This is a genomic window from Planktothrix paucivesiculata PCC 9631 (assembly GCF_900009265.2).
GTDB classification, from domain to species: domain Bacteria; phylum Cyanobacteriota; class Cyanobacteriia; order Cyanobacteriales; family Microcoleaceae; genus Planktothrix; species Planktothrix paucivesiculata.
This window is the reverse complement of sequence record NZ_LR735021.1, coordinates 126,436-150,620: the sequence shown is the minus strand read 5'-3', so window position 1 is coordinate 150,620 and position 24,185 is coordinate 126,436. Positions and strand designations below refer to the sequence as shown.

Below are 24,185 nucleotides of genomic sequence, written 5' to 3'. Positions count from 1 at the left end.
GCCTTTATGATGGCAAAAATTTGGGTCATAAAATACTTTTTACACCCTGCATTCGGGAGAGCCGATAGCTAACTGCGGGAGTTAGAAACCGGGTTTTTAATCCAGATTTTGATGCTTAGTATAAAGTTAACTGAAAAACCCGGTTTCTGATAGCTGAATATCTTGCCAAAATTAGGGTTTCTAAGATATTATAGAGACGGGCAATCATTCTATCGCCTAACATGAATTTGTGATCCTTGGGCAAACGGTTTAAAATGGGAACATACCATTTAATCAAATCGTAGGTTTTTTGGATAATTGGGAGTTCTTCCATTAACAAAACTTAATATTTTAGAAAAAATAAAAATTCTCGCTTCGCTCGGACAAAAGGGAAGAAGGGAAAAGAAAAAAGAAGGGCAGAGGGCAAAAGAGCTAAAGAAAACAGGGCTAAGAATCCTGCACACTAACCTACGACGCACCAACAACCCAACAAACCCGAAAGCCGTTGTAGTTGTAGGAGTTGATGGCGGCATACCAGTTACGAATAGCAGAACGGCAGGTACCAGGAACGCTGACCCACGAACCGCCCCGCAGACAATGACTTCTTTCGTCGTTCAATAAGTTGACTAAATTTTCAGCACTATAAATTTGATAATGATTATTATTACCATTCTCTTCATCCCAAACTTCTCCTCCTGTTGGCGCTCCTTCATAGTTGTCATGCCAAGGATCGGCGCACCAATCCCAGACATTACCATGGAGATCATACAATCCAAAGGCATTAGGGGGAAATTTGCCGACTGAGGTGGTTTCTCCGCGAAATTTCCCTTTGGGTTCGTCTGCATAGGTTACGGTTCCATCATAATTGGCTAAATCACTGGTTAGGGTTTCCCCAAAATAAAACGGGGTTTGGGTTCGGGCACGACACGCATATTCCCATTGGGCTTCTGATGGTAAACGGTAGGGGCGTTCGGTTCGTTGTAGCAGTCGGGCACAAAATTCTACTGCATCGTTCCATTCAACTCTTTCTATAGGTTTGTTATCGCCTTTAAAGCGAGAAGGAGAATGGTCAGGGTCGAGATCCCGTTGAATTTTTGGCCAGTTAGCAACGGCTTTCCACTGGGCTTGAGTAATGGAATATTTACCCATGAAAAAGGGGGGAATTGTAACTTGATGTTGGGGGTATTCGTTTTTGTCTCCTTTCCCTTCTGGTGAACCCATGAGGAATGTCCCCCCAGGAATATAAACCATGTCTAAGGTGATGCCATTCCCCAGGTCTTCGGTGAAATATCGGGCTTGTTTAGTTTCCCGGTTGATAATTTCACCCTTTTTGTTAACAGTAACGGTTTTAAAGGAAAATCTTTTTAGAGGAAGGCGACCGAGGACACTACCGGGTTTTGCTAGTTCGACTCCCGCTAAAGTAACAATTTCCTCCTGACCTAAATATTGTTCCCAGTCCCGTTGGGCGTTTTCGGTTTCTCGACGAATACCTCGCGCTTCGGCGCCATATCCTTTCGCCGCAATTAATAAGGGTTGATATTTTTTATCGGTTAAAACCGAGGATATGGTTTGCGCTAACTCCGACCACTGAACTAACTCGGATTTATTATTTTGTAAATAGGCTTTTTTCAAGGATTTTGCCAACTGTTGCACGGCTTCATCCTGTTGGTCAGTATAGGCTAAAGCTGCCCATTGTTGTCGTTCATAAAGACTTCCTAACCAATGGGGAAGTGTAGATTTTAGCTGTTTTTTTAGGTATTCAATGATAAAATCAGATAATTCTTTCAGTCGTTGTTCTCCTTCTTGGTCTGTGAGTTTGATCAATAATTGATTACGGATATCTGGTTCTATTTCATAGAGTTCTATTAATTCTTCTTCAACGGGTTGGCAAAAGTCTGATAACAATATATCCGCTACTGCATACCAAGGAAGTTCAAGTTCAGGGTAATTAGGGACTAAAAATTTTTTCCAAAGACGATAGAGAAGGTCTGGAGTTAAAGTTAGGGGAAAGGCGGCATGGGACGCTAGGTTTAAATAGGAATTACCGTATTGTTGGGTAAAGCTATTAATTCGACTGGTGGCGTCGAAGTCCCAGTTAAGAGATCCCCCCATGCTCTCGTTGGTAAGGGGGGAGTTAAAGTTAAAGTTAGAGTCACCCCAACGTAACCAACGCAGCATTTTTTGATATTCTGCGGGGTCAAGGGCAAACATCGGGACTTGTTTGGGGTATATTTTGGCGATATCCTCCGCAGTCGTATCTAACCAACGGTGACGGGGGAGAGGGTTTAACCAAGCGACACGGGAAACGGTATCGGTGAGGAGGTTGAGAAATTCTACGGTTTCGTCCCAACGGTCAGGAACAGAACGCTGTTTTGCCGCACCAGCATCACTAATTATTAAAGCAACGGTATTCTTAGGGGAAAATTGGGTTAAAACCGTTTCGATATCTTCCCCTTTTCGCAGTTGGGGGTCAAGATATAAGCTATCCGTTGGGCAGTTATGGAAATAGTAAACCGTCGCGTCTGACCACAGGTTAACCCAATGGCGACAAAGGGGATGAAAGGGGGCCATTGACCCTTTTTGGTCGAGGAGTAATAGGACTTTTGGGGGTATTTCTAGGGTCTGGGTGGGGGCGAAAACAGGTTTAATGAAAAAACCATCTTTGGTAATTTGTTCAACGGTAGCGGGAATATCTATTTCCTTGAAAAAGGTTTTTGGACGTTGAGGTTTAAAGGTTTCCCATCCTTCCCGCAGTTGTTGACGACTGACGGGGAAATAATACCCTTCTTGGCAATTTACAGAAATAGCAGTTCCCACTTGCAAGTTTGGGGTTTCAAATGTTAGGTATTCTTCCGGTTGGTCTAGGTTATTATTATCGAGATTATCGGTATTTTCTAATTGGGTATTTGCTTCTAAATTAACATTAGAGGATTCTCCATCGTTTCCCTTTCTAAAAAGAGTTGGGGGGATCTGATCAGGATTTTTAGGAATTAAAGCTTGCCAAAATTTTTCAAACCGACGCTGTTCTTCAGGAGATTTAACCCATACCGTTTGACAAAGGTGTTTAACTGCATCAATATTAGTTGGGTCTAACCCATCTGCTATCGAGAGTGTTAAGGCTTCCACTGCAAAATGATACTGGTCAATGGTTAGGCGAAAACCAGTTTTTCGGAGTTGTTCAAATAATGTTCGCAGAGGGAAAGCAGTTGTCATTTTATTGATATTAACCTAATCTATTCTACCCTAAACGGGGTTGTCTGGTGGCAGAGCCACCTTTTAAGGATTTCTAGGTAGAACCTAGAAACCAGAAAATTAAAGGGTTGGGAGATTTTAGGTTAAATCTTGATAACTATTATAATACTGATGACGTTTCAATAACGTACTTGCTAGAGGAATTCCTGCTTTTTTAAGCATTGCTTTAATTTCCTTCTCAGGATAGTCATAGAGGGTTTCAAACCAATCAATTAATTCACTGGTACTCACTTGTTTAGATAGTTCATCTTCCTCCATTGCTGCTCGTAGTTTAAGAAATTTTTGTAAAGCGGGTTTAACAATTGTAGCCGGAGGATTCTTAAACCGACTATTAATAATTTCCGTTAACCGTTTGCTATCAGGAAATTCAACATAATGGTATAAACACCGTCGCAAAAAAGCGCTGGGAAGTTCCTGTTCTCGGTTAGAGGTAATAATAATAATCGGTGGTGCAGCTTTATTAGCACGTTCCCAACGGGGTTCGCCATTTTCTTCTCGGAGTTCTTTAACTAAGAATTTCTGTTGGTCAATAGCTAATAATAAATCATTGGGTAAATCTTTATCGGCTTTATCTATTTCATCAATTAAAACAATAGTCCGACAGTCCTGTTCCCGAAACGCATAACCCAATGGCCCCCAATTAATAAAATTTTCTGGGTTACTAGGGTTCATGTTTTCATCTTTCACCTGTTCTTTTGCCAGTTGTGCGGCTTGAAGTCTCCCCACATAATCATAAGTATAAAAGCCATCCTGAGCTTTACTGGTAGATTGAATATTCCAGAGTCTATATTTCCATTGAATATCAGGATAACGTTTATTCAGTTGATAAGCAACCGCCGCCGCTAACTGACTTTTCCCACATCCGGGCTCTCCTTCCAACAGTAACGGACGGTTAAGAAGAATGGCTAAATTAACCGCTTCTATTAACCCATCACTGGGATAATAGGGATAAATTTCTTCGTCAACTAAATCACTCCATTCTCCCCCTTGAGGGGGTTGGAATTCTCCAGTTTCATCTTTTATATATTTAGGGTTTATCGGGGTGGGTAGGTTTGCCATTGTCGAATTAAGTCCTGATGTTTACAGTTGAATTGTTGATATAAAGCCTTAATTATTTCTTCTGTTCTTCCTTGACCTTTTTCTAGGATACTTTGAGAAAGAGTGGCTGGATCTTCTGTAAGCGTTATATCAAATTTTAAAGCAATTCTAGGGAGAATTTCAATTAAATCTTGTGCTTTAAAAGAATTGGCTGGAGTGAGTTCTGCGATCGCATCTTTTAACATATCACAATTTTTCCATTCTGTTTGCCAATCATTTCCTTGATCACTAGAGATCATAAACATTAAAATTTTACCTGGTTTTTCTGGATTCACCCTAGCTAAAATTGGTTTCCAAAATTCGTTAATCAAGTCTTTAAAATTATTAAAGTTATAATTATCAACATTAATAATTAAAAAAATATATTTACTTTTCAAAACTTCATTAAGGGATTGATCAGGATATTTTTGATTGAATCTTGACTTTAAATCTTTGATTGAAAGAGAGGTGTATTGAGATTTACTAAAAAAATCTTCCGGTTGTACTTCTTTGCCAAAAGTTTTAATCTCATATTCAATTCTTCGCAGCATCCAAGTCCGACGATAGGAACAAGGGTTAATCACTAAAAATGCTTTAGGTGCATGACTTAAAGCTAAATTACTACAAACTAAATCTTTTTGCTCTTTATGATTAAATGTATTTAAAACTTCTACTAATAAAGTTGTGTTTGTACTATCTTTATATTCAAAGGGTGTTTCCTGAGCTATAACCTCCTGCCAAGAAATGCCTAAAATTGAGCAAAAGGCAGTAAAAATATCTTCATCAATTAGCTTACCCGATAAAAAATCACGCCAATTTCGATCAGTGATTCGATCTAATCTTAATTTATATTTATCAAAAAACTTATAAAAATCGTTCAAATGTAAATCAGTATAATTCTTGGAAACTAATTGATTAATGATTGTTAAAATTTTTTCTTGAGAATCATCGGTAAAAAAAATTAATGTGCTTTTTGAATATTCATTAATGGGGGGCTTAATACAATTTTTATCAATAATTGCTTTTAACTTTTTCAAGTTAAGAGTTGGGTTGGGATTATCCTTAACAGAAATTTCTAAAGCTGGAAGAATTACATTTTGCAATTGATACAAACTAGCATCTGTTAAGGCTTGGTGACAGTCTTCCTTTGCCCATCCTGTCCCCCGTCCTTTCTCTGTGCGTGCTGTCTCAATTATTTTTTGTCCCTCTGGTGAAGCCTTAACTTTGTTAGTCATCCCTAATCGTTACGCGGTGAAGTCCTGATCCTGATCAAAACCTGATCAGAATTTGGGGTTAGTGAGTCTGGTGTGAGATCGTGTCCACAGCTTGAGAAAACAAGGGTTTTACGACCCTAGACTATCAAGCCTAAACCTTGGCAACTAGCAACCTTTGGGTTGGCATAAAAGGCCATTGATTCAGTTATCTGTCCAGACAAGTAAACCAACGGCTTGAAATCCAATGATTCAAATTGTACAGCACAATAACGGTTTTTCCTCACGAGAAAGGGTTAGTCAGCCCCTGAATATCGAGAAATTCTTGCTCCAACTCAAGAAAATCCCATCTCACCTGTTAACCCTGGACACACTCAAAGATCTGGTGACTTGCTTCGACTTACCCAAGGAATGTTGGGAAGCATTCGTTTTGTTTCTTCCTGACCGTTATGGGTATCAAACATTCCTTCGTAACGATCAAGTTGAGCTCATGATCATTTGTTGGGCGCCAGGTCAAATCTCTGGCGTGCACCCTCACAAAAACTCGGCTTTAAATGTTACCAAAGTCCTCCAAGGTTCTATTAGCCAACAGCGCTATATTCCCGACGAAAAACGGAAGTTAGTGCGGTGGAAAGAAGAAACCGTAAGTGCTGGGGAAATTACCTGGACTGACCGTTATGAATACCACCAGTTAGTTAATAACAGTGATGAAGATTGTGTGACATTGCACGTGTATTCACCCGTCAGAGACTAGGGATTATAGGACTCAATAGAAACCGGGTTTCTCTGAGAGAAAATGCTTTCTTGATAAAAACAAGACAAGAAACCCGGTTTCTCATTCCTTTTATGTCAATTCTGATTTTTCCCTCTGGTGAAACCTTAACTTTGTTAGTCATTCCTAATCGTTACGCGATGAAATCCTGATCAAAACCTGATCAGAATTTTGGGTTACTGAGTCGAGTGTGAGATCGTATCAACAGCTAAGGAGGTTTTATTTTATGGATTGTTTGAGAGATAAAAAAGGCCACAGAATGTGTGACTTAGTGGGACTTAAACAAAAATAAGGAGGGAAATAGATGATAATGATTATAGAGCAAGCAAATAACGTTAAAGAATAACCCATGAAAGAGACAACCCCGGCAGCGATGCCCCCTTGCTTCGATAGATGGTGTGGTCGATTTGACGATATTTTCGGCCATCAAGCCCAAAAACGGGAATTTAGGAACTATTTAGGGGGATTATTGGGAGAAAGTGAGCGAAAAAACCTGTCGCAAATGGCGAATAACGCCGTAGGGGTAACTTACCACCGATTACACCACTTTTTAACCGAAGCTCCTTGGTCAGCAATGAAACTGAATCAGCGTCGGCTGGAGGTAATGAATCAGTGTAGGCAAACCCAGATTAGTCGGGGATTTGCTCTAATTATTGATGATTCAGGACATCGAAAAAGCGGGAACTTTACCGAGGGAGTGGGACGGCAATACATCGGAGAAATCGGAAAAACCGACAATGGAATTGTAGCAGTAACGAGCCATCTATACGATGGTAAAAAAAACTTACCATTAGATATAGAATTATATCAAAAAGCCGAGTCATTACCCTTAGGAAAAGCCGACCCCGAATTTAAAAAGAAACCAGAAATAGCATTAGAATTAATAGAGAGGAGCTTAGACAGAGGATATCGACCGGGAATTGTGCTAACAGATGCCGGGTATGGAAATAACACAAGTTTTTTACAAGAGTTAGAGAAAAAAGGATTAAAATATATAGGGGGAGTCGCCAAGAATCGAAAGGTAATCCTCAAAAAAGGGGAAGATGAAACAGAGGAAACTCGATTAGATAATTTAGCTAAATCGTTGCCCCAAGGAGCTTTTAGTGAAATTCAACTCCCAGTAGAAAAAACCAAAACTGTGTGGGTAGCAACACAAGAAATTGAATTATCAAAGTATGCCGGGAAGAAAGTAATAGCCATCGTCATGAATGCTGCCACTTTCGACCAAGCCAGTGATATTGATTATTTAATGACTAATGTTGAGGTTTCAAAAGCCACAGGAGAATGGATAGTAACGACCTATTCACAAAGAAATTGGATAGAAGTTTTTTACAGGGAAGCTAAGGGCTGGTTGGGGCTGAAAGAATATCAAGTCCGAGATAAAAGAAGTTTAATCAGACATTGGATTTTGGTATTTTGTGCCTATACTTTTATTCTCTGGCATAGTTTAACTGGAGGGTTAAGACGTCGATGGGCGAACAAACCCTTAAACACATTTGTTGATGCCCTTGAAGCCTTTCGCACAGCGATTTCTTTTCGATTTGTGGAGTGGCTCCAACATAATAGGGATGTATTTGCAGCCTACAAAGCAAGTTTAGGCTTGATTTGGGCTTGATTTTTGTTTAAGTCCCATTAGTACAACTCCCGAATCATAAAGAATGGCTTTGTGCTGAATGCCAATCTGAGTTTATTAAAAAAGGAGAAGGAGGTGATATTGATTGGGGCTGGTTACTGATTTGTATTTTAGGCTTTCTTTTTCTGGTTTTAGTGCTTACTGGGTGTGAGAAGCCAGCCAATTTATTGTTAATCAGAATAGCAGATATTAGTGCTTCTGCCTTGAATGATTCCCAGCAAATCAAAGTCTCTAAAGATGCTTGTTTTGGGGTGGCTGATGTTGCTAAATCTGGGGATAAAGCAGCTTTAATTCAGGTCAGCCAAGATCTGATTGCATCTGATCCGGTTGTCATCAAAGACCAGAGTGATCTGTATTCTCTCTGCCATCAAAAACCTGAACCTAAAGGACAAGGAACCTATATTTGTCCGGGTTTAGAACTAGCAGCAGAAATGAGCGATCGCCATTCTGAAACTCTGATGATTATTCTACAAGCTCAAGCCAACGAACAGGAAGAATTTTGTCCCGAAACCTTAACGAATTTAGCTGATAAAGTGTCCTCCCGAAATGGGACGTTATTAGTGGTTGGGAGTACCAATGATGGCAATACGGGCTTTAATTCACAACTTTGGGATAGTCTAAAAGGCTTACCTAATACTCAATTTTGCAACCAAAATATCAGAAGTTGCATTAAAGATTCGATTCAAAAAATTCGTTCTGCTCAGGAGAAGTAAACCTATGATTTCTAAATTTGATGAAGATGTGATTTTACAGGAATTTATTGCTGAGAAGTTGTTACCTGAACAACTCCCCAATATCTTTGTGCTTTACCCTCGCTTAAGCCAAAACTTGACGATTTTAGCCCCGTTAAAGTATGCCTTAGAAATGAAGCGACGGTATCAAGTTAATTATCCTTCCCAGTCGAACAAGTAAACTTTGTTAGGAAAGTGTTGCTATTTTCTATTCAATGCTACTTTAGTACACTTTCCTAAATTTTTAATCCATCTTACTTTGTGAGGAAAATTATCCTATGAACTTACACAAATTTATCGTTCTTTTCTGTATCACAATTGCTGCATTAATGAATAGTTGAGCACCTTATGCGGCTTTAGCGGGATTTCCTGGCGAATGGCGCTGGGTTATTGCGATCGCAGTTAGTTTTCCTCTCGTTTATTTTACAGAATGGGCTATTGCTTATGATGTGGCAATTTCCAGTATTAAACGGGATATTCACCATGATCAAGAGCAAATAGAAGCCAAAAAAAGAAACGCTCTAAGAACCAAAAATCAACTAATTGCAGCCCGTGCAGAAGCAGAACAAATGGTCTTTAATGCAGTTTTGAAAGATTATTTGCATCAAAAAACAAAAGTCTTTGTTGTTTTTGCCACTGGGCTTTTAATTGTGGAATATGCAGCCACTCTATTTTATGTGCGTTTTCAAGGAGAAGATACCGATTGGATTATCTATATTGTCCCCTTACTCGGAATCATTTTAACAATAATGACAGGATTTTATACCGGAAAAATCATTCGTTATCCTGAATACAAATGGCAAATTTCCCACAAATTTGAAGTCTATAGCCAACAACGTCATCAAGAAAACCCCGATGGAATTAAACACGCCAGTCGTGAGTTTTGGGTATTAGAAGAACTAACTAAGTATGTGTTAGATCATCCTCAATCTACCCCTGAACAACGCAATCAAAAAGAAAATCAAGTTTGGATAGAACTGCTAATTCATCAATATAATCAAGTCTTGAAACAAGGGCAAAAAGCAATTCAGGAGAAAAGACGCCAGTTAAATCAAAGTCCGGTGGGGTTAATTAGTCGAGAAGCTTGGGAAACCGCCATTAATGAGGAGATAAAAGCTATTATTGAGGAGTTCCAATTAGAACTTTACCAGATTCAAAGTGAATTAAAACGACGGGGCTATTCTATTGAATCTAATCAGGTCTTATCGACTGAAAAAATCAATACTATTAAGCATCCTAAATGGCAACTTAAACCTGATTCTCATTTCTAATTATTCAAGGAAGTCTCACTAATTCTAGGTAGACTTCCTTAACTTTAAGGGAAATTAACAGGAACTCTAATAACCTTTACTCGATGGGGCATTCGTTGAATATTTTTAAGAGTTCCTGGGGAATTATTTTGAATAATAGCTAAACCAAAATCTGCCTCTGAACACATAATGCGATCGCGTTCACTGTACGAACCCTTAATTTTCACAGTAACAAATCCTGCATTATTTCTAGGAGACTTACCAATATGAAAAACTTTAACTTGATGATAACCCGCTTGTTGTAGGTAAGTTTGTACTAAAAAATCTGTCCCATAACAATCCCCAATCAAGATAATAGCATTAAGCTGAATTATCCGTTGAATTGTTGCAATTGCCTCTTTGGGAAGCTGTTTCAAACTTCGAGAACCGCTAATAACAACTTTTAACTGTTGATTGTACATCATTGTATGTTGCTCCTTTCAAATAAAAAAATTATCCTGGCTGTTGTTGAATGAGCCAGGATAACCAAGAATGATTAGCAAATAATATTGACCTGATAACCTGCAATCTCTAAACAGTTTTTAACCCCCTTCCAAGTTAAACCAAACTGAGGAAATAAGGGGATTGTTAAACTATTTGTAAACCCATAAGAAGCTTCCTGTCTGACAACAGAAAAATCAGCTTGTTGTAACGTCTTGATAGCTCGTTGAGATAAAGAGCCAACAACATTAGCAGCATTATGAGAAATGGTAACAGTAATCATTCAATTTCTCTCAATTCATTACTGCAACTTGCTCGTCAGAGCCTTTTTAATCAACGGCTAAGAAACCAACAAAAAAAAACCAACAGGTTATTCCTGCTGGCTAAGTTAAGGCTAAAATTAATAGTGAGTTAACTAAAAAGGAATAGCACTGTAATCTGCGGTGGCTTTGCCATTGCTAGTAGTAGGAACAGGAACAGACTGAGTATTAGTAACTGTGGGAACCGACTCGGAAGTAGGAACCTCAGCACTAGCAGAAGTGGATTGAAAATCGGTAGACTCACCCATAATTACAGTTCTTTCTACGGTAAGCAACATTTGATGATTGGGATGGCTATCATTAGGCTTAAAAATACTCAGCCGTCCTGATAAAACATGAACTGCGCCCACTCCGCCCTGATTAAGTGTAACGGCGGCTTCCCCATAAGCTTGAAATTGTAAGGAACGAACTTTAAACCCACCTCGGTCGTAATACTTAAAGGAAGAGTCTCCAGAAATGGTTAAAGTACCGTCTTGAGTATGGTTGGTTTGCAGAGAATTAATTCGGACTCTCAATTGTGCATTATTCATGGTTTATTTGTCCTAGTTTAAGTTAATGGTTAACAAAAGCTTGGTGATTCAAAAATCTCCCGAAACCCTAAAAAGTTCCGAGAGATTTTTTTTAGTCCGACATCTTAAAAGTCACTGGTATCTTCGTCGGGAATTGAAGAAGTAGTGTCAGAATTATCGGAGGTATGAGTGCGGGAATTGGAGTTAGAATTAGATCCTAGTAATTCTAAATTATGGACTCGAATTACAGGTTTAACTCTTTGTTGACCCGTAGTTTGTTCAATCCATTCATCCAGTTTGAGTTCTCCTTGAATTCCAATTAAACTGCCTTTATCTGTATAATTAGCAGCTACTTCAGCAATATTTCCCCAAATTTCTAGCGCAAACCAATCCGGCTCGCTGTCTTTTTTATTACTGCGTCGATTAACAGCAAGAGACAGCTTAGTTAAAACAGCACCGCTCTCGAAATATTGAGTTTCAGGTTGTTGACCTACCCGACCAACTAAGTTAATAACATTGAGATTATCTGACATGATATTTTCCTCGTGAAATCTCTTGAAAATAGCGCGACAGCGCCTTTATCAATCTTTAGGCATTTCATGATGAGTTTTGAACTTAATCCCTTATAATTTGTTGAGTGGAACTAGATGAGCTAAGGCACTCACTAATTGATGATGGTCTAATTTAGTTCGACCTTCAATATTGTATTGATGCGCTAACTTTTTGAGTTTTGTTTTACTCAATTTCAACAGTTGTTTCTCCGTTGCTAAGGAATCAGTTATCGGATTGGGATTGGAAGAAGGTTCTGGAGTAGGCTCAACAGATTCCTTGATATCCTGCACAGCTTCATCGCTTTTTGAAGCTATGAGGTCATCTGAATTTTCCCTTTCAAATCCATTGATAACAGTTGTTTCTTCAGGGTCAGATTTAAAACACTTTTCTGGCGTTGATGCAGAAACTTGTTCAGGGAGTAAAGTGTCTCCATTCGTGTTAGCTTCTTGGCTTTTCCCTAAAATGGATAAAGCAGATGTTGGTAAAGCTGAGAAAACAATTGTGGCTTCGTGCTTATGAATGGTAGAGCGAAACTTAGCTCCGGCTTCTCTAAGTTGAAAGGCTAAAATATTGAGGTCACTTAGAGAAACTTTCTGAGTATATAAAGTGGTAGAATGGTTCATCGTTTTATCTTCAACTGATACTTGTCTTTATAGAAAGGCATCAGCCTTTCCTGATTGCTCCGCTAATTTTAACAAGCAAACTTCCCAAACTAACTGATTAGAAGCACGATTAAGTGTTTGTTTAGCAGCCTCCAAAATCTCGATTTTTTTTCGGTTACGCTGAGTCGTCCAAAATTGATATTGCCAATAACTTAATAGCCACTTTTGGGATGAATAATCTAAGGATTGGCTAACCATTTTAGCAGCAATAAGAAGCTGAGACAATTTTTGATTAAAGAAAGAAAGTTGCAGTAAAGTTGAGTCAATTTCTTGAATTTTAATGATTGCAGTCCAAATCTCACAAGCCTGATTTGGACTGCCTTGTGCCATGTGGAGAATATCAGGGTGTTCACAAATTTGAGAAAATCCATTCATCTGCAAAACTTCGCTCATTTCTGACAAACTCAAACTTTTAAAAGGGATAATTTGGCAACGTGAGCAGATGGTAGGCAGGAGAAGTTCAGCATGAGAAGCCAATAAAATAAACGTCGCTTTTCCAGGTTCTTCAAGCCTTTTTAACACGGCATGAGCAGCATTATTATTCATTAATTCAGCGTTCTCAATGACAACAATTTTAACAGAAGCCGTCAAGGGAGGATAAGCTAAAAATTGATTAATTTCTCGAATTTGCTCAATGCGAATTTGAGGAGAGTGTTTAAATGTTAGTTGCTCTTGGCAAGCAATACTCTTTAAGATCAAATTGCCTTGATGAAGGTAACTCGGTTCTATCCATAAAATATCGGGGTGATTTCCTACCTCGATTAGAGACCTGCAATTTTCTAGGGCTTCTGAACTCTGAGAATGATGTAGCAACAGGGGGAGAAAATACTTTAGAATTTGTCGCTTTTCGAGATCATTAGAGCCAGTAAAGAGAAACGCAGTAGGAACTTGATTAATTGCAATTGCTTTTTGGAGGAGTTGAGTGGGGATTGATTGACTTCTAATACTATTGAGATTAGATATTTCAGAAAGAGGTGAAAATTTGGGAAAGTTAATCAATGACAAAGATTGATAATTTGGCTCGTACATAGTGTGGCATCCTCATGGGTTTTAGCAAGAATTTCTAAGTCTAATAATTGAGTCAGAATATGTTGCAGCCGAGTTAAAGAAATAGAAGCAACTTCTTGTTTGATGTGGTAAACTCGATTAGGATTACTCACTCCGGCAACAGCAGCAATAGCACGAGAATCCGTTTCACCTTCATCAACCATGACTTTAACGGCTAACCAAGTGCGGAATAGGCTGCTTAGAGTCACAATTATCTTGAGAATGGGTTCATTATGATTCAGAAGCGTTGTAAAAACCTGTGTAGCTCTGTTGGCATCTTTCACACAGATAGCTTGAGCAAGTTGGAAGGTATTTGTTGTTGTAATAGTAACCCAAGTTTCTACAGCGTGAATATCAATGGATTTTCCCATAGTAACTAACGAAAGTTTCTCTAATTCTTGGTATAATAATCGGGTATTATTTCCCACAGCAGATGCTAAGAGCGCAGCAGCAGAATGAGATAAAGAAATATCCATACTGGAGGCAGTATCTTTAACCTGTTCTGTTAGCTTTTGGGTATTCCAAGATGGAATTAAAGAGAACTCTTGAACTGTAGCAAATTGGCAAAGTAGCTTAGTAAATTTAAGCCGTTGATCTAATGAACCTAGAGAAGTGAATAATAAATGATTGCTTTCTGGTAAATTTTTCAGGATGTGCTTAAACTGTTCTAAGAGTGCGTTATTAATTGTTTTCAACTCAGTACAATTGGAAAGAATTACTAAGCGTCCCCCAGCACCAACTGGTATAGTGCGGATATCATTAAGAGCAACTTTGAAGTGATCTGGACTAAACGGATAACTGAAAAAATTGAAAGATTCCCAGCCCGGATGAACAATACTTCTGCGTAATTGATTAATATGACGCTCTATTAGATAATCATCATTTCCCCAGTACAAATAAACAGGCATGGCAAAATTCTCCTTTTCTAAAAGTCAGTAATTCAACTAAAAATTAATACTGATTAGGTTAAATAAAGTAACCTAATGACTGATAAATGATAACTGAATTGTTAACTACTTTTCTGCCCAAGAGTCATAAATCAAACGACTCGGTTCTTCCCCCTCGTCAACAGGAATACTCTTAATAAATTGGCTCATGGCATTTCTCATGGCATTTTGAATTGCTGTTGCAAAAGCTAGAGCTTGATCAGCACTAACAATCCCATCAATTTCATCATGAGCCATATTTCCGAGATGAGCTTGCCAATGGGGATGCTGATCTAAAACAGTTACAAGCTCACCCAGCGCCTTCTTAATAATATCGGCTTCTGCCATTGTCCAATAGGCGGCTGTTGCATCTGGCCCTTGAACACTAAGGCTTTTCTGTTGACTGAACTTCTGAGGATATTTAGGCAGAAATACGCCTCGTCCTGTCAAACAACGGACATAACCTAAGCCAAATTTTGTGCGACTTTTAATCTCTTCAATTCCTAAAACAGGAGGTAGAGTGCTATTAGCTTGTTGAATAATTTTTTGGCAGAAATTAGCAACACCCGCATAGGTTTTTTTCCAACCTAATTGACTCGTTTTAGCTTGTTCATCGGTTAAATTGATATTTCCTCCCGTTCTGATGGTTTTTTGAAATGTTTTATAGCCTTGGAGATTTAAACAACCATAATGAATTGTTTTACTAATAGAGCGTAACATCGCAGCCGTTTTGTGATTGAAGTGGGATTTATCTTTAACCCAAAGCTGGATATTTTCTTCTGTCCAATCTTTCCCTAATCCTTGGATTTGAGCAATTTTAGCAGCAATTGAACAGAAAACTTCTTGACTTTGTGAGTGAAATCGTTCGATTAATTCTTGATCTCCTGATGCTTCACAGGCAATTCGGGTATGAGCTTTAGATAAGTCAGCAATAATTAATTGGGTTTGGGGGTGAGCAACAAAAACAGAACGAATCGGGGGCAAATTATAAGCAGTAAGTTCAGAGGGAAAGTTACTAGGATTAGGGGGATTTTGTAGGTTGGGATTCTGGCAACTGCTGCGTCCAAAAGCAGCACTATTAATTAAGGTATAACTTCCTCTAACATATCCCTCTGTTAATACTTCTTGAAGATTGTACAGATAATCCAGGTAGGTTTTTGTGGTTTTAATCACTGAGATTAACCTTAATTCTGGGATTTGCCAATATTGGCTTAAAGTATCAGCATTTGCTTGAGAAATCTTAAGCTGAAATTGAGTATTAATGAGTTTGGGTAACTCTTTGGTTGAATAAAGATGAAGAACTGCTTCAGGAAATGTAGTTCCCAATTTCTCAATTAAATCTTGATAAGCACTTTCATATTGACGAATAACATCTAGTAAAACCTCCTCATTCACAGGCATTCCTCGATGATTCATTTGTGCAAAAGCAGGAGAAGCACTACATTCTGCTTGGTAAGAATTCCAAACTCCAATTTCTTTTAATAAAGGTTCAAGTTGATTATGAACGTGCAACACAACTTCAGCATCGTAAGCTGCATAATTAAGTTGATTACGGCTTAATTTACCACCACTTTTATCACCCCACCCCCAATCAGATGTTTGCTGGGTTTTATCAATTGTAATGCCGAGCCTCCAACATACAGAAGCTAAGGAGTGAGGTTTATTGTTAATTTTATCTAACCAAGGATCAAGACCTGCCCAATAGATTTGGCTCATCAACTTTGTATCTTGGATTCCCCGAATTTTATAACCATATTTGACGAGCATCCATTGTTGCTCAAAATTTAAGGCATGACCCACAACTTCTACTTGAGGATTCGCTAATCTTTCCTGAAAAATTTCCCAAAATCCCAATTGAGACAACTGTTGTTTAATCTCATTTCTTTGTTGGGGATCAAATCCTAAATCAATGACTAAAACTTTGATTCCTTTACCAGTTGGAATAGCTAAAGAAAGAATGCGGATTTCTCCTTGATGGGGAAATAAAGCACTGTTGGGTTCTGCTGAGGAGGAAAAAGTCTCAATATCAAACCCAAATTTGGTGGAGCTTTTCCATTGTTTTAATAGAGGAATAAATTGAGGATGATCAAGTAAAACAATTTGAGGTAAAAGTTCTTCGTCGGGCTGCAAGAACAAAGTATATTGATAGTGCATTGTTTAAACCTCGAAAGATGGTGAAGAAGGGAGAAGCTAGAAAATCTTAATCAATTTTGAATGGAAATAAACTTCTCCCTAAAAAACTAAGCCAAAATGGAAACTTTAATTGTTCGCTGTGTTGCCATCGCAAATGCTGATTCTAGGGTAGCACGTTGGTGATCTACTCTAGCTTTTAAAGCAGTGCTATTGACTTGGATTGTTGCGCTATCTTCAGAGAAACTTGCTAAAGCGCAGTGTTGAGACAATAGCACTTTTAAAGAGGGTGGAACTTTAGCCAGTACAGTTTGCCAAACCTGCTGGGGAGGAACTGAAACCCCTGAAAGTGAAGCAGGAGGTAAGGAATTGGGTGAAAATTTGCTATGAGTATTAGCAGGAGAGTGATTAGGTTGAGAACTCGGTAATAATCCTAATACAGCCACCTCAAGCCATAGCCAAGATTGGGTTGAAAATTTGATTTGAGATTCGCAAGTTCTCAAGTGTTGAATGCTGGCTAAAATTCCATTGCGACCCAAGGACTTTGCCAGTTGTTGCAACTGTTCTAGCTCAACTTCGGTTGTTGACAACTCCCTAGGAATTTTTCCAGTTTGAGCGATTAATAAGAGAGTATAGAATTGAGTTAAATTGTGAAGAATAACCAACGGTTCTTTTCCAAAGTTGAGCAAAGTTTGTACTTGATTAATTGTATCCAATTCGGAGTCCGATGCGATCGCTTCAACCAAAGATAGTAATTCCTGCTGTGGCACTGCACCCACTAATTCCCATACCAATTGAGAAGTAATCACCGATTCTAACAAGCTTAGTTGTTCTAATAAGGATAGGGCATCACGCAATCCTCCCGTTGCTAACTGAGCCACTAAATGGCTTGCCTTTGAATCCATTTCTAAGTCTTCTAACTGAGCAATTTGATTTAAATGCTTAACCATTGCCTCAATAGAAATACGCTGAAAATTATAGCGTTGGCACCGAGAAATAATGGTATTAGGAAGTTTTTGGGGTTCAGTAGTACAGAGAACAAAGACTACATTATGGGGAGGTTCCTCAAGGGTTTTCAATAAAGCTTGAGTCGCAGCACCGCTTAATCCATGTACTTCATCAATGACATAAATTTTGTAGCGAGCTTGTACGGGAGTTAAATGCGCCCCTGTACAAATTTCTCGAATTTGTTCAACACCATTATTACTAGCAGCATCAAGTTCTAAAATATCTAAGGCAATGCCGCTCGTAATTCCTTGACAAGAGGCACATTGACCGCAAGGAGAACTGGTAGGGTTTGGATGATTAAGGCAGTTGAGAGATTTGGCAAGAATTCGAGCCGAAGATGTTTTTCCTGTTCCTCTTGGCCCTGTAAACAAATAGGCATGAGCAATGCGTCCTAAATTAATTCCATTGCTTAAAGCGGTTGCAATTGCTTCTTGACCGACTAAATCAGCAAAACATTGGGGGCGGTACTTTTGATGAAAAGGCTGATACATTGTTTGCAAATAAACTAAAGTTAATAAAACCCCATAAAGCTCAAATCAAAAAGCAATCATAGAAGCCCAAATGGGGTATTCTTTAATTTCCTATTTTACATTAATTGAGTTTATGGGGATATGGAATCTAAGAAAGTTTTACATGGGTAGTGTAGCAAGTTCTAGTTGAGAATCTTCGGAATCAATCTTAGGTTCTGAAGCTTCTTCTGATTCTGTATCTATGGATTGAAATTCATCGGAAGATACTGTTAAAGCTTGTGAAGTCGATGAAAGTGAAGGAAGTTCTGCACTCCACAATTCTACAGGCATCACCAAAACTGTTGCAGTTCCCAGAGAGTTTGCAACTGTGTTGAGTGTAGCCGGAGTATTCGCTTCATTGAATAAAAAGTGTACCTCAGAAGTCGGAATTGCTTTGAGGGCTGGAATTAAAACTTCAGCATCGAAACCAATTTCCAAACCCTCACCTTGAATTAAAGCAGGTAAAGATTCTGCCCCTGAACCAATGTCTTGTCCTTGCCCATATAAAGAAAGCACTTGCTCAGTCGGATTAAGAACTAAGCGAATAATTTTATGCTTGTCGAAAGTAGCTAGACGAGTAACGGCTGCTAAAAGTTGATGAGAACTAACCGTAACTTCATGACTCCATTGTTTAGGAAGTAATTGAGTATAATCGGGATAATCCCCTGTTAAAGCCCGACAAACTAAACTGAAGGTAGCACTGGTAAAGAGAATTTGGCTGTCATTAAAATGCAATAGCACTTCAGAATCGGTTAAGTTATCTGTGGGATTTCCTAAGAGTTTTTGTAGTTCTTTCAAAGCGGTTTTGGGGATTGTAATTCCCCATGGGCTTGAGGCAGAAGGGAGGGATTTGCGTTTAGTTTTGTGTTTTTTGGTGGTATCGGATTGTTGTTGATTCTCATGAGTCGGGATAGAATCTTGAACAATGGCAAGGACTTTTCCATTGGTGGCGGCGAATTCCACTTGCGCGGCTTCTATAGTTAATCTGATGCCACTTAAAACTGGCTTCATCTCATCGATTGTTGCTGCAAATAAAGTGGTTTTTAAACCACGAGCTAGAACAGTAGCAGTTAATCGGATTGCTGGGACTGTTAAGGGGAACTCTGTGGGTAACTGCGGAAATTGAGAAGCTTTGAAGCCTCGAAATGTATAACGTTTACCTGCGCTGGTTAATATAGCTTCAGTTTGATTAAGTTGCGCCTCAAAAGATAGTTCTTCGTCTTTCGGTAAACTAGCAATCAGATTCAGCAAGTGTTTAGCTGGGAGAGTCAAAGCTCCCTCAACTTCAACAGGAGCATTAAATTGGGCAGTGATACCCAAGCTGAGGTCAAAAGCTCGAACTTCTATGGTTTGAGGAGTTGCTAACAGAAGAACATGAGCCAAAATTGGATGATTAGGCTTAGTGGGTATTGCTCCCATGACAGTATTAAGGGCTGTCGTGAGTTGTTTAGCAGGACAGGAAAATTTCATGGCAATTTTGAAGTAATTAATGAGGGGACATTATCCATCCAACTCATGAAGGATGGATAAAGAAATAGAGTGTTTAATAATCGGGATGTTGAACTGAGGATGCTGAGGGAAGTTGATGCCGAGTATTGGGATTAGCTTGATGTTCTGGAATTAGTAAAGGTTGAGCAGGTTGCAAGGCTTCCCAAACTTTTTGTTTGTCTTCTTTGTTAAATCCAACAAAATACTGCTTCCAGGTTTCAAGGGTAGGAACTTCATGAGAAATGACTTTACAAGCAGGGCTTTTCTGTTTCGTGCCAGCGAGTTCCCGTGCTGTTGTAAAGCAAAATACACACAAGCATTTAAAGAGATTATTTTTACCCCGAGCCGCAATACGGTTGGTGATAGCATGGCAAGCCGTCATTTCATCAATAAACTCTTGCCAATGGGTGGCAAAAGTAGCTTGGTTTGCACCACTAGCTCGGTAGGATAGGGGAACTTGATGCAAAGGCTGATTGTTTTCATCAACTAAAAACACCTCAAAATACTGAGTATTACCAATATTTTCATCATCTTTGTGTTCAGGTAGGTAGCGTCCCAAAAGCGTAATTTGTTTTGATTCTTTGGTGGCTTTGCGGTCATAAGCCAAGGTAAAAGTTCGAGGACAGACCAACATTCGGGGTGTGGAAATGAGAAGTCCTTGTTCCTCTATTCCCGTGACCTCAAAGGTGTAGGTTGTCAGTAATTTTTCATCAAAGTTCAACCATCCTGCTTTTGCCATTTGTTTGGTAGGGATAAAGTAACCACACAGTTTAGGAGTGTTGCCTCGTAAGGCTTGGATGCGTGGCAACCGAGCATTGGGGTCAAGGTACTGAGGGTCAGAAAATTCATCTCGTTCTAATTCGAGTTCGGGAGTTTCTGTGTTATTCATGATTTCATTAGGGTCAGAAAAACTTGCTGATTCTGATTGAGTAGTTTTATTTTTCACGGGTTCTCCCAGAAATAATTAATAAGGACTAGGGGTGTGTACAGAGTGCATTTTCCGAAGGGGAAAATTGTTAGACTAGAACGGAAGTTCAGTTTGAGAGCTTTCCTGATGTATCTCCGAAAAATTAGGAAGAGAAAAAGCTAAATTTAGAGATTTTAACTGGGTCATCATTTCTTGCTTTTTTTCTTCTTGGAGCAGTTGATGAAGTCGAGACAAGTAACCAATAATTTCAGCAAGCTGTTGAAGGGAGTCTGTATTAAACAGGACTTACGCAAGGACGCTATATATAGCGCATTCAGGATCAGGCGATCGCTTGATTCAGACAGAAGGGCGATATGCGTCCGGCACGCTACGCGAGCGCGCTTATAAAAAGAGAATTAATCTGTGTTTGAATTGATAAGTAAACTAAATAAAAGAAAGCTTGAGAGAGGGATGTTTAAGCTCTTGGCTCAGGTAATCTGCTAACAAACTAGCTTTTAACTGATAGACAGTTTGAGAAACTTTCTTAGCCATACGAGTCAGAAAAACCCAAACTAATAAAGCGCAAGCAATGTGGTTTTTTTGAATACTCGCTTTACGGCATTGGCAAGATTCTATCCCCGTTAATTGTTTAATTTCTCGGTGAAATTCCTCAATTTTCCATCGCAGTTTACATTGAGAGATGACTTCATCTATTGAAGACTGATTTAAATCATTTGTAGCTACATATTCCGTTCTGTTGGCAGAAACAGTTACCCGAAATAGTTTAACTTTTTTATCTCTAGGGAATTTATTTATTTTGATTAGCTTTCCCTGTTTTTCTTCAATTTCAGACCAAATTAACTGTTCAATAGGCTGATATTTTTTTTGACCTCCTGTATCATCAACCAGCCGGTTTTTTTTGAGCGGAACATAATAAATTTTCCCTAAATTATCAATCAAAGCCATTAACTTTTGCGCTGCATATATATTGACGGCGGACAAGTTCAATTTTCGAGGAAAATCTTTTGTCGAGTACCGTATCATCAAAAACTAAACAAGCTTCGGGATGGCTCTGAAGTTCTGAATGCACTTTTTCCCAAATCACTTCGGGTGTTAAGTTTTCTGAATTCAAGTAACGATTAATTGTATCATGGCTAAACTCTTGAATATGTTCAGCGAAGTTGGTTAGAGTATAATTGATTTGGCTACTCAGGAGATATTGGCAATAGTATAGATAATTGATGCTCATATTTTTGGGCATAGATTCTGATGCTATTTTAACATTCCTTATTCTCCGTTTCCAGATTTCTTTTGGGTTAGCGATCGCTAACTCCTTAGTACGCTACATATAGCGTCACTGCGTAAGTCCTGTTACAGTTACGCCTTTAGGATTAATGTATGGAAGTGCAGGCGGTTTTCTTTCTCCTGAAAATTTGGTGGGACGTTCTCGTTCTAAATTCCCTCCCGAAGCTGCTACTTTATCAGGGCTTATCTTTAGTTCTAGCCGAGAAAAAAATCAAACCAAAAGTGTATTGAAAAAAACAGAGATTCAAAAAAAACTTCGGGATAACTTGTATGTAGCTGGGCCGTTTTGGGCTAAACTAGATGCTCCTGAATATTTTTATGTTCCGATTCCTTGGACGAAAATTATTTCTGATGATGGTTGTGATGAATGGTTTATTGAAAACCAGAAATGGCAACGACAAAACCATAAGCTTGAACCGGACTATCAATGGCAAACGATTAACAGTTGGAATGATCCCCCTGATCTAATTTTAAACAATGAAAATGCAGCTAAACCGCCTTGGAAATTTATTCCGATGCTGCACCCAGATTTAGAAACGAATCAACGTCACGTTAAAGATGAAGATGGTTTGTTTCTCGAATATGCGGTTCAAATGGAAGATGACACTTGCATTGTTTATCTATCCACTGAATTTTTAGAATCAGGATGGTATCGTTTTGGAGGAGAAAACCATGTTGTAGAAATTAATTCTATTAAAATAGCAGAAAATGATAAATTTTTTCAGCCTTTTCGAGATTCAATTCAAAAAGCATTTGCTTTAATCACTCCGGCTGTTTGGGGATCTACTCGTTTTTCCTATCGTTATCCGCAATCAAATTTTCCAATTTCTAAAATGCTTACCGATAAACCTGTTCCCTATCGTTATCGAACTGGAGATGGAAAAGGAACAGGTCAGGGACGGTTAGGGAGAGGACGCTATGCTGTACCTCCTGGGAGTGTTTATATCTTAGAAAAACCTCTCAATCAAACCTGGTGGGGCTGGGACGAAAGCTGGTTTCCTCAAGAGGGTTATAGTCTTCGCCGTGTTGGGTGCGGTTTAAGTTTACCATTAACAATTCAAGGAGTAACGGATGTATAACAAAGCTCTTGGCATTATTAAAACGTTAGCTCCTCTTCATGTGGGTGCAACCGCAGGGGAAGAAAGCGGAAATCTGAATCTAATTTTTCGAGATCAATTTACGCAAACGGGGATCGTTCCAGGGAGTTCAATTCGGGGTCGTTTACGCAGTGAAATGAGACCTATTTCGACTGTTGATGAAAATTACTGGTATGGCAATAAAGCCAAGTCTGAACTATCAGATAAAACCAGTGAATCTTTTGTTAAAATAGAATATGCTTCGATTGTCTGGCTTCCGGTATTTTGCCCAGGACAACCGATGGTTTGGGTTAGTAGTCCTCGTCTGTTAAAACGCTATCAACGGATAGCAGGTGAGTTTATTAAAACTAAAGATGGAACGCTGCTAAAAGATTTGGATATTCCCCAGGAATATACGCGATCACAAACCTTACAACCCCTAGCTATTAATCAGGAAGAAAATTTATTTTTTAACTATGGGTTTCTCATCATTGAACACTCAGATAATTTATCGCCTTGGTTTCCCTTGGGAGAGGAATTACCCGCCGTTGTTGTCTCCGATAACGAAATTGGAATGATTCATGATATGGCTCTATATCGCCAAACTCGCGTAGCCTTGGAAGAACAAGAAAAGCGGGCTAAAAAAGGTCAATTTTTTAATACTGAAGCTTTACCCGAAGATACAATTTTAGCCTTTCCCATTGCTTTAAGGAATGATCCAAACGGCAGAAAATGGCAACCTTTTAATGGAGAAAAGAGTGCAGAAATTTATCTCGGGGGTTTAGAATCTATTGGTTTTGGTCATTGTTTAGTCAGTATTCACGGACTAGAGCCTTCGGCTGATGATCAAACTAATGAGGTTAATCAATAGGGATGAAAAATTTTTCTGTTTACCTGAATTTAGGAGTATAGACGATGCCGTTTAAGTAGGTGGTCATAAATAAAGTCAATAATAGAAAAAGATTGTTTAGGATAATTCTTGAGAGTTACTCAGGGAATTAAATCGCAAGCGATCGCAGGTACAATCATTTCTTTCGTTTCTATCTTCAATGGCTTGAATCACAGCTTGGCTCAAATCATATTCATCTTCAAACATTCTTCCCGCCAGTTCATGAGTTTTTAATTGATGCCATTCTGGTTCGATTTCATTCAATTCAGGGCTATAAGCAGACAGGAAGAAAAATTCTAATTTTTTGTCTTGCCACTCCCTTTCTTTTTCTTGTATTTTTTGACTTTTATGGACACTGTAGTTATCTTGAATCAGTACGGTAATTTGTCGAGTATTTTGAAAATGCTTTTCAGCTTTTTCCGCTTGCCAATCTATAAATTTTATGTAATTCTCACTTGTAATTCCTGACAAA

General features: G+C 38.7%; 23 protein-coding genes and 1 pseudogene. 7 read left to right on the top strand and 17 right to left on the bottom strand.

The window, feature by feature from the left end; all coding sequences use genetic code 11:
- Positions 1 to 115: 115 nt before the first annotated feature.
- From PL9631_RS17890 to PL9631_RS17875, 4 genes are all read right to left on the bottom strand, one after another.
- Complete coding sequence (locus tag PL9631_RS17890) at positions 116 to 313, bottom strand: four helix bundle protein (protein WP_231516775.1); 198 nt, start codon at positions 311 to 313, stop codon at positions 116 to 118.
- Between the two features lie 134 nt (positions 314 to 447).
- A complete protein-coding gene (locus tag PL9631_RS26800; RefSeq protein WP_231516774.1) occupies positions 448 to 3,192 on the bottom strand; it encodes an SUMF1/EgtB/PvdO family nonheme iron enzyme in 2,745 nt (914 codons plus the stop codon).
- Between the two features lie 117 nt (positions 3,193 to 3,309).
- Positions 3,310 to 4,290, bottom strand: coding sequence for an AAA family ATPase (locus tag PL9631_RS17880; RefSeq protein ID WP_083622392.1), 981 nt, complete (start codon positions 4,288 to 4,290; stop codon positions 3,310 to 3,312).
- Entirely contained in the window at positions 4,266 to 5,543 is a 1,278-nt protein-coding gene (locus PL9631_RS17875) for a hypothetical protein (protein ID WP_083622390.1), read from the bottom strand. The genes PL9631_RS17880 and PL9631_RS17875 overlap by 25 nt, the downstream gene beginning before the upstream one ends.
- A 223-nt stretch (positions 5,544 to 5,766) precedes the next feature.
- On the opposite strand from PL9631_RS17875, the gene PL9631_RS17870 reads away from it, so the two are divergent.
- The 5 genes from PL9631_RS17870 (at position 5,767) to PL9631_RS17850 (ending at position 9,926) form a co-directional block, all read left to right on the top strand.
- Positions 5,767 to 6,273: a cysteine dioxygenase gene (locus tag PL9631_RS17870; RefSeq protein WP_083622387.1), complete on the top strand. Its 507-nt coding sequence runs from the start codon at positions 5,767 to 5,769 to the stop codon at positions 6,271 to 6,273.
- A 367-nt stretch (positions 6,274 to 6,640) separates the two neighbouring features.
- Positions 6,641 to 7,906 carry an IS701 family transposase gene (locus PL9631_RS17865; protein ID WP_083622386.1) on the top strand — a complete coding sequence of 422 codons (1,266 nt, stop codon included), beginning with the start codon at positions 6,641 to 6,643 and terminating at the stop codon, positions 7,904 to 7,906.
- A gap of 185 nt (positions 7,907 to 8,091) precedes the next feature.
- Positions 8,092 to 8,637, top strand: coding sequence for a hypothetical protein (locus tag PL9631_RS17860; protein WP_083622384.1), 546 nt, complete (start codon positions 8,092 to 8,094; stop codon positions 8,635 to 8,637).
- Between the two features lie 4 nt (positions 8,638 to 8,641).
- On the top strand, positions 8,642 to 8,836 hold the full coding sequence (locus PL9631_RS17855; RefSeq protein ID WP_083622383.1) for a hypothetical protein: 195 nt from the start codon (positions 8,642 to 8,644) through the stop codon (positions 8,834 to 8,836).
- Between the two features lie 268 nt (positions 8,837 to 9,104).
- Complete coding sequence (locus PL9631_RS17850; protein ID WP_083622382.1) at positions 9,105 to 9,926, top strand: hypothetical protein; 822 nt, start codon at positions 9,105 to 9,107, stop codon at positions 9,924 to 9,926.
- Positions 9,927 to 9,970: 44 nt separating this feature from the next.
- Here the strand turns inward: PL9631_RS17850 and PL9631_RS17845 are convergent, their stop codons facing one another.
- From PL9631_RS17845 to PL9631_RS17790, 12 genes and pseudogenes are all read right to left on the bottom strand, one after another.
- A complete protein-coding gene (locus PL9631_RS17845) occupies positions 9,971 to 10,369 on the bottom strand; it encodes a hypothetical protein (protein WP_156090619.1) in 399 nt (132 codons plus the stop codon).
- 71 nt (positions 10,370 to 10,440) lie between these two features.
- A complete protein-coding gene (locus tag PL9631_RS17840; RefSeq protein WP_083622378.1) occupies positions 10,441 to 10,668 on the bottom strand; it encodes a hypothetical protein in 228 nt (75 codons plus the stop codon).
- Between the two features lie 132 nt (positions 10,669 to 10,800).
- Positions 10,801 to 11,235: a hypothetical protein gene (locus PL9631_RS17835; RefSeq protein ID WP_083622376.1), complete on the bottom strand. Its 435-nt coding sequence runs from the start codon at positions 11,233 to 11,235 to the stop codon at positions 10,801 to 10,803.
- A 104-nt stretch (positions 11,236 to 11,339) separates the two neighbouring features.
- On the bottom strand, positions 11,340 to 11,747 hold the full coding sequence (gene ssb, locus PL9631_RS17830; RefSeq protein WP_083622374.1) for a single-stranded DNA-binding protein: 408 nt from the start codon (positions 11,745 to 11,747) through the stop codon (positions 11,340 to 11,342).
- 90 nt (positions 11,748 to 11,837) lie between these two features.
- On the bottom strand, positions 11,838 to 12,389 hold the full coding sequence (locus tag PL9631_RS17825; protein WP_083622373.1) for a hypothetical protein: 552 nt from the start codon (positions 12,387 to 12,389) through the stop codon (positions 11,838 to 11,840).
- Between the two features lie 27 nt (positions 12,390 to 12,416).
- Complete coding sequence (locus PL9631_RS17820; protein WP_083622371.1) at positions 12,417 to 13,457, bottom strand: hypothetical protein; 1,041 nt, start codon at positions 13,455 to 13,457, stop codon at positions 12,417 to 12,419.
- Entirely contained in the window at positions 13,424 to 14,383 is a 960-nt protein-coding gene (gene holA, locus PL9631_RS17815) for a DNA polymerase III subunit delta (protein ID WP_083622369.1), read from the bottom strand. The genes PL9631_RS17820 and holA overlap by 34 nt, the downstream gene beginning before the upstream one ends.
- 105 nt (positions 14,384 to 14,488) lie before the next feature.
- The gene (locus PL9631_RS17810) at positions 14,489 to 16,555 is read right to left on the bottom strand and encodes a DNA polymerase (RefSeq protein WP_083622368.1); all 2,067 of its coding nucleotides are present in this window, start codon (positions 16,553 to 16,555) and stop codon (positions 14,489 to 14,491) included.
- 86 nt (positions 16,556 to 16,641) lie between these two features.
- Positions 16,642 to 18,030 carry a DNA polymerase III subunit gamma/tau gene (gene dnaX / locus PL9631_RS17805; protein ID WP_083622366.1) on the bottom strand — a complete coding sequence of 463 codons (1,389 nt, stop codon included), beginning with the start codon at positions 18,028 to 18,030 and terminating at the stop codon, positions 16,642 to 16,644.
- Between the two features lie 138 nt (positions 18,031 to 18,168).
- Positions 18,169 to 19,518, bottom strand: a complete 1,350-nt coding sequence (gene dnaN / locus PL9631_RS17800) for a DNA polymerase III subunit beta (protein ID WP_083622364.1) — start codon at positions 19,516 to 19,518, stop codon at positions 18,169 to 18,171.
- 73 nt (positions 19,519 to 19,591) lie between these two features.
- Complete coding sequence (locus PL9631_RS17795) at positions 19,592 to 20,482, bottom strand: DUF5895 domain-containing protein (RefSeq protein WP_156090618.1); 891 nt, start codon at positions 20,480 to 20,482, stop codon at positions 19,592 to 19,594.
- 405 nt (positions 20,483 to 20,887) lie between these two features.
- A pseudogene (locus PL9631_RS17790) lies at positions 20,888 to 21,692 on the bottom strand (transposase).
- A 145-nt stretch (positions 21,693 to 21,837) separates the two neighbouring features.
- On the opposite strand from PL9631_RS17790, the gene PL9631_RS17785 reads away from it, so the two are divergent.
- Both PL9631_RS17785 and PL9631_RS17780 read left to right on the top strand, forming a co-directional pair.
- On the top strand, positions 21,838 to 22,827 hold the full coding sequence (locus tag PL9631_RS17785) for a CRISPR-associated protein (protein WP_083622362.1): 990 nt from the start codon (positions 21,838 to 21,840) through the stop codon (positions 22,825 to 22,827).
- Positions 22,820 to 23,695: an RAMP superfamily CRISPR-associated protein gene (locus PL9631_RS17780; protein WP_083622360.1), complete on the top strand. Its 876-nt coding sequence runs from the start codon at positions 22,820 to 22,822 to the stop codon at positions 23,693 to 23,695. Before PL9631_RS17785 ends, PL9631_RS17780 begins: the two co-directional genes overlap by 8 nt.
- A gap of 96 nt (positions 23,696 to 23,791) precedes the next feature.
- Here PL9631_RS17780 and PL9631_RS17775 read toward each other — a convergent pair.
- Positions 23,792 to 24,185 (bottom strand): transposase (locus PL9631_RS17775; RefSeq protein WP_197046416.1); only part of this gene is annotated, 394 nt, incomplete at its 5' end.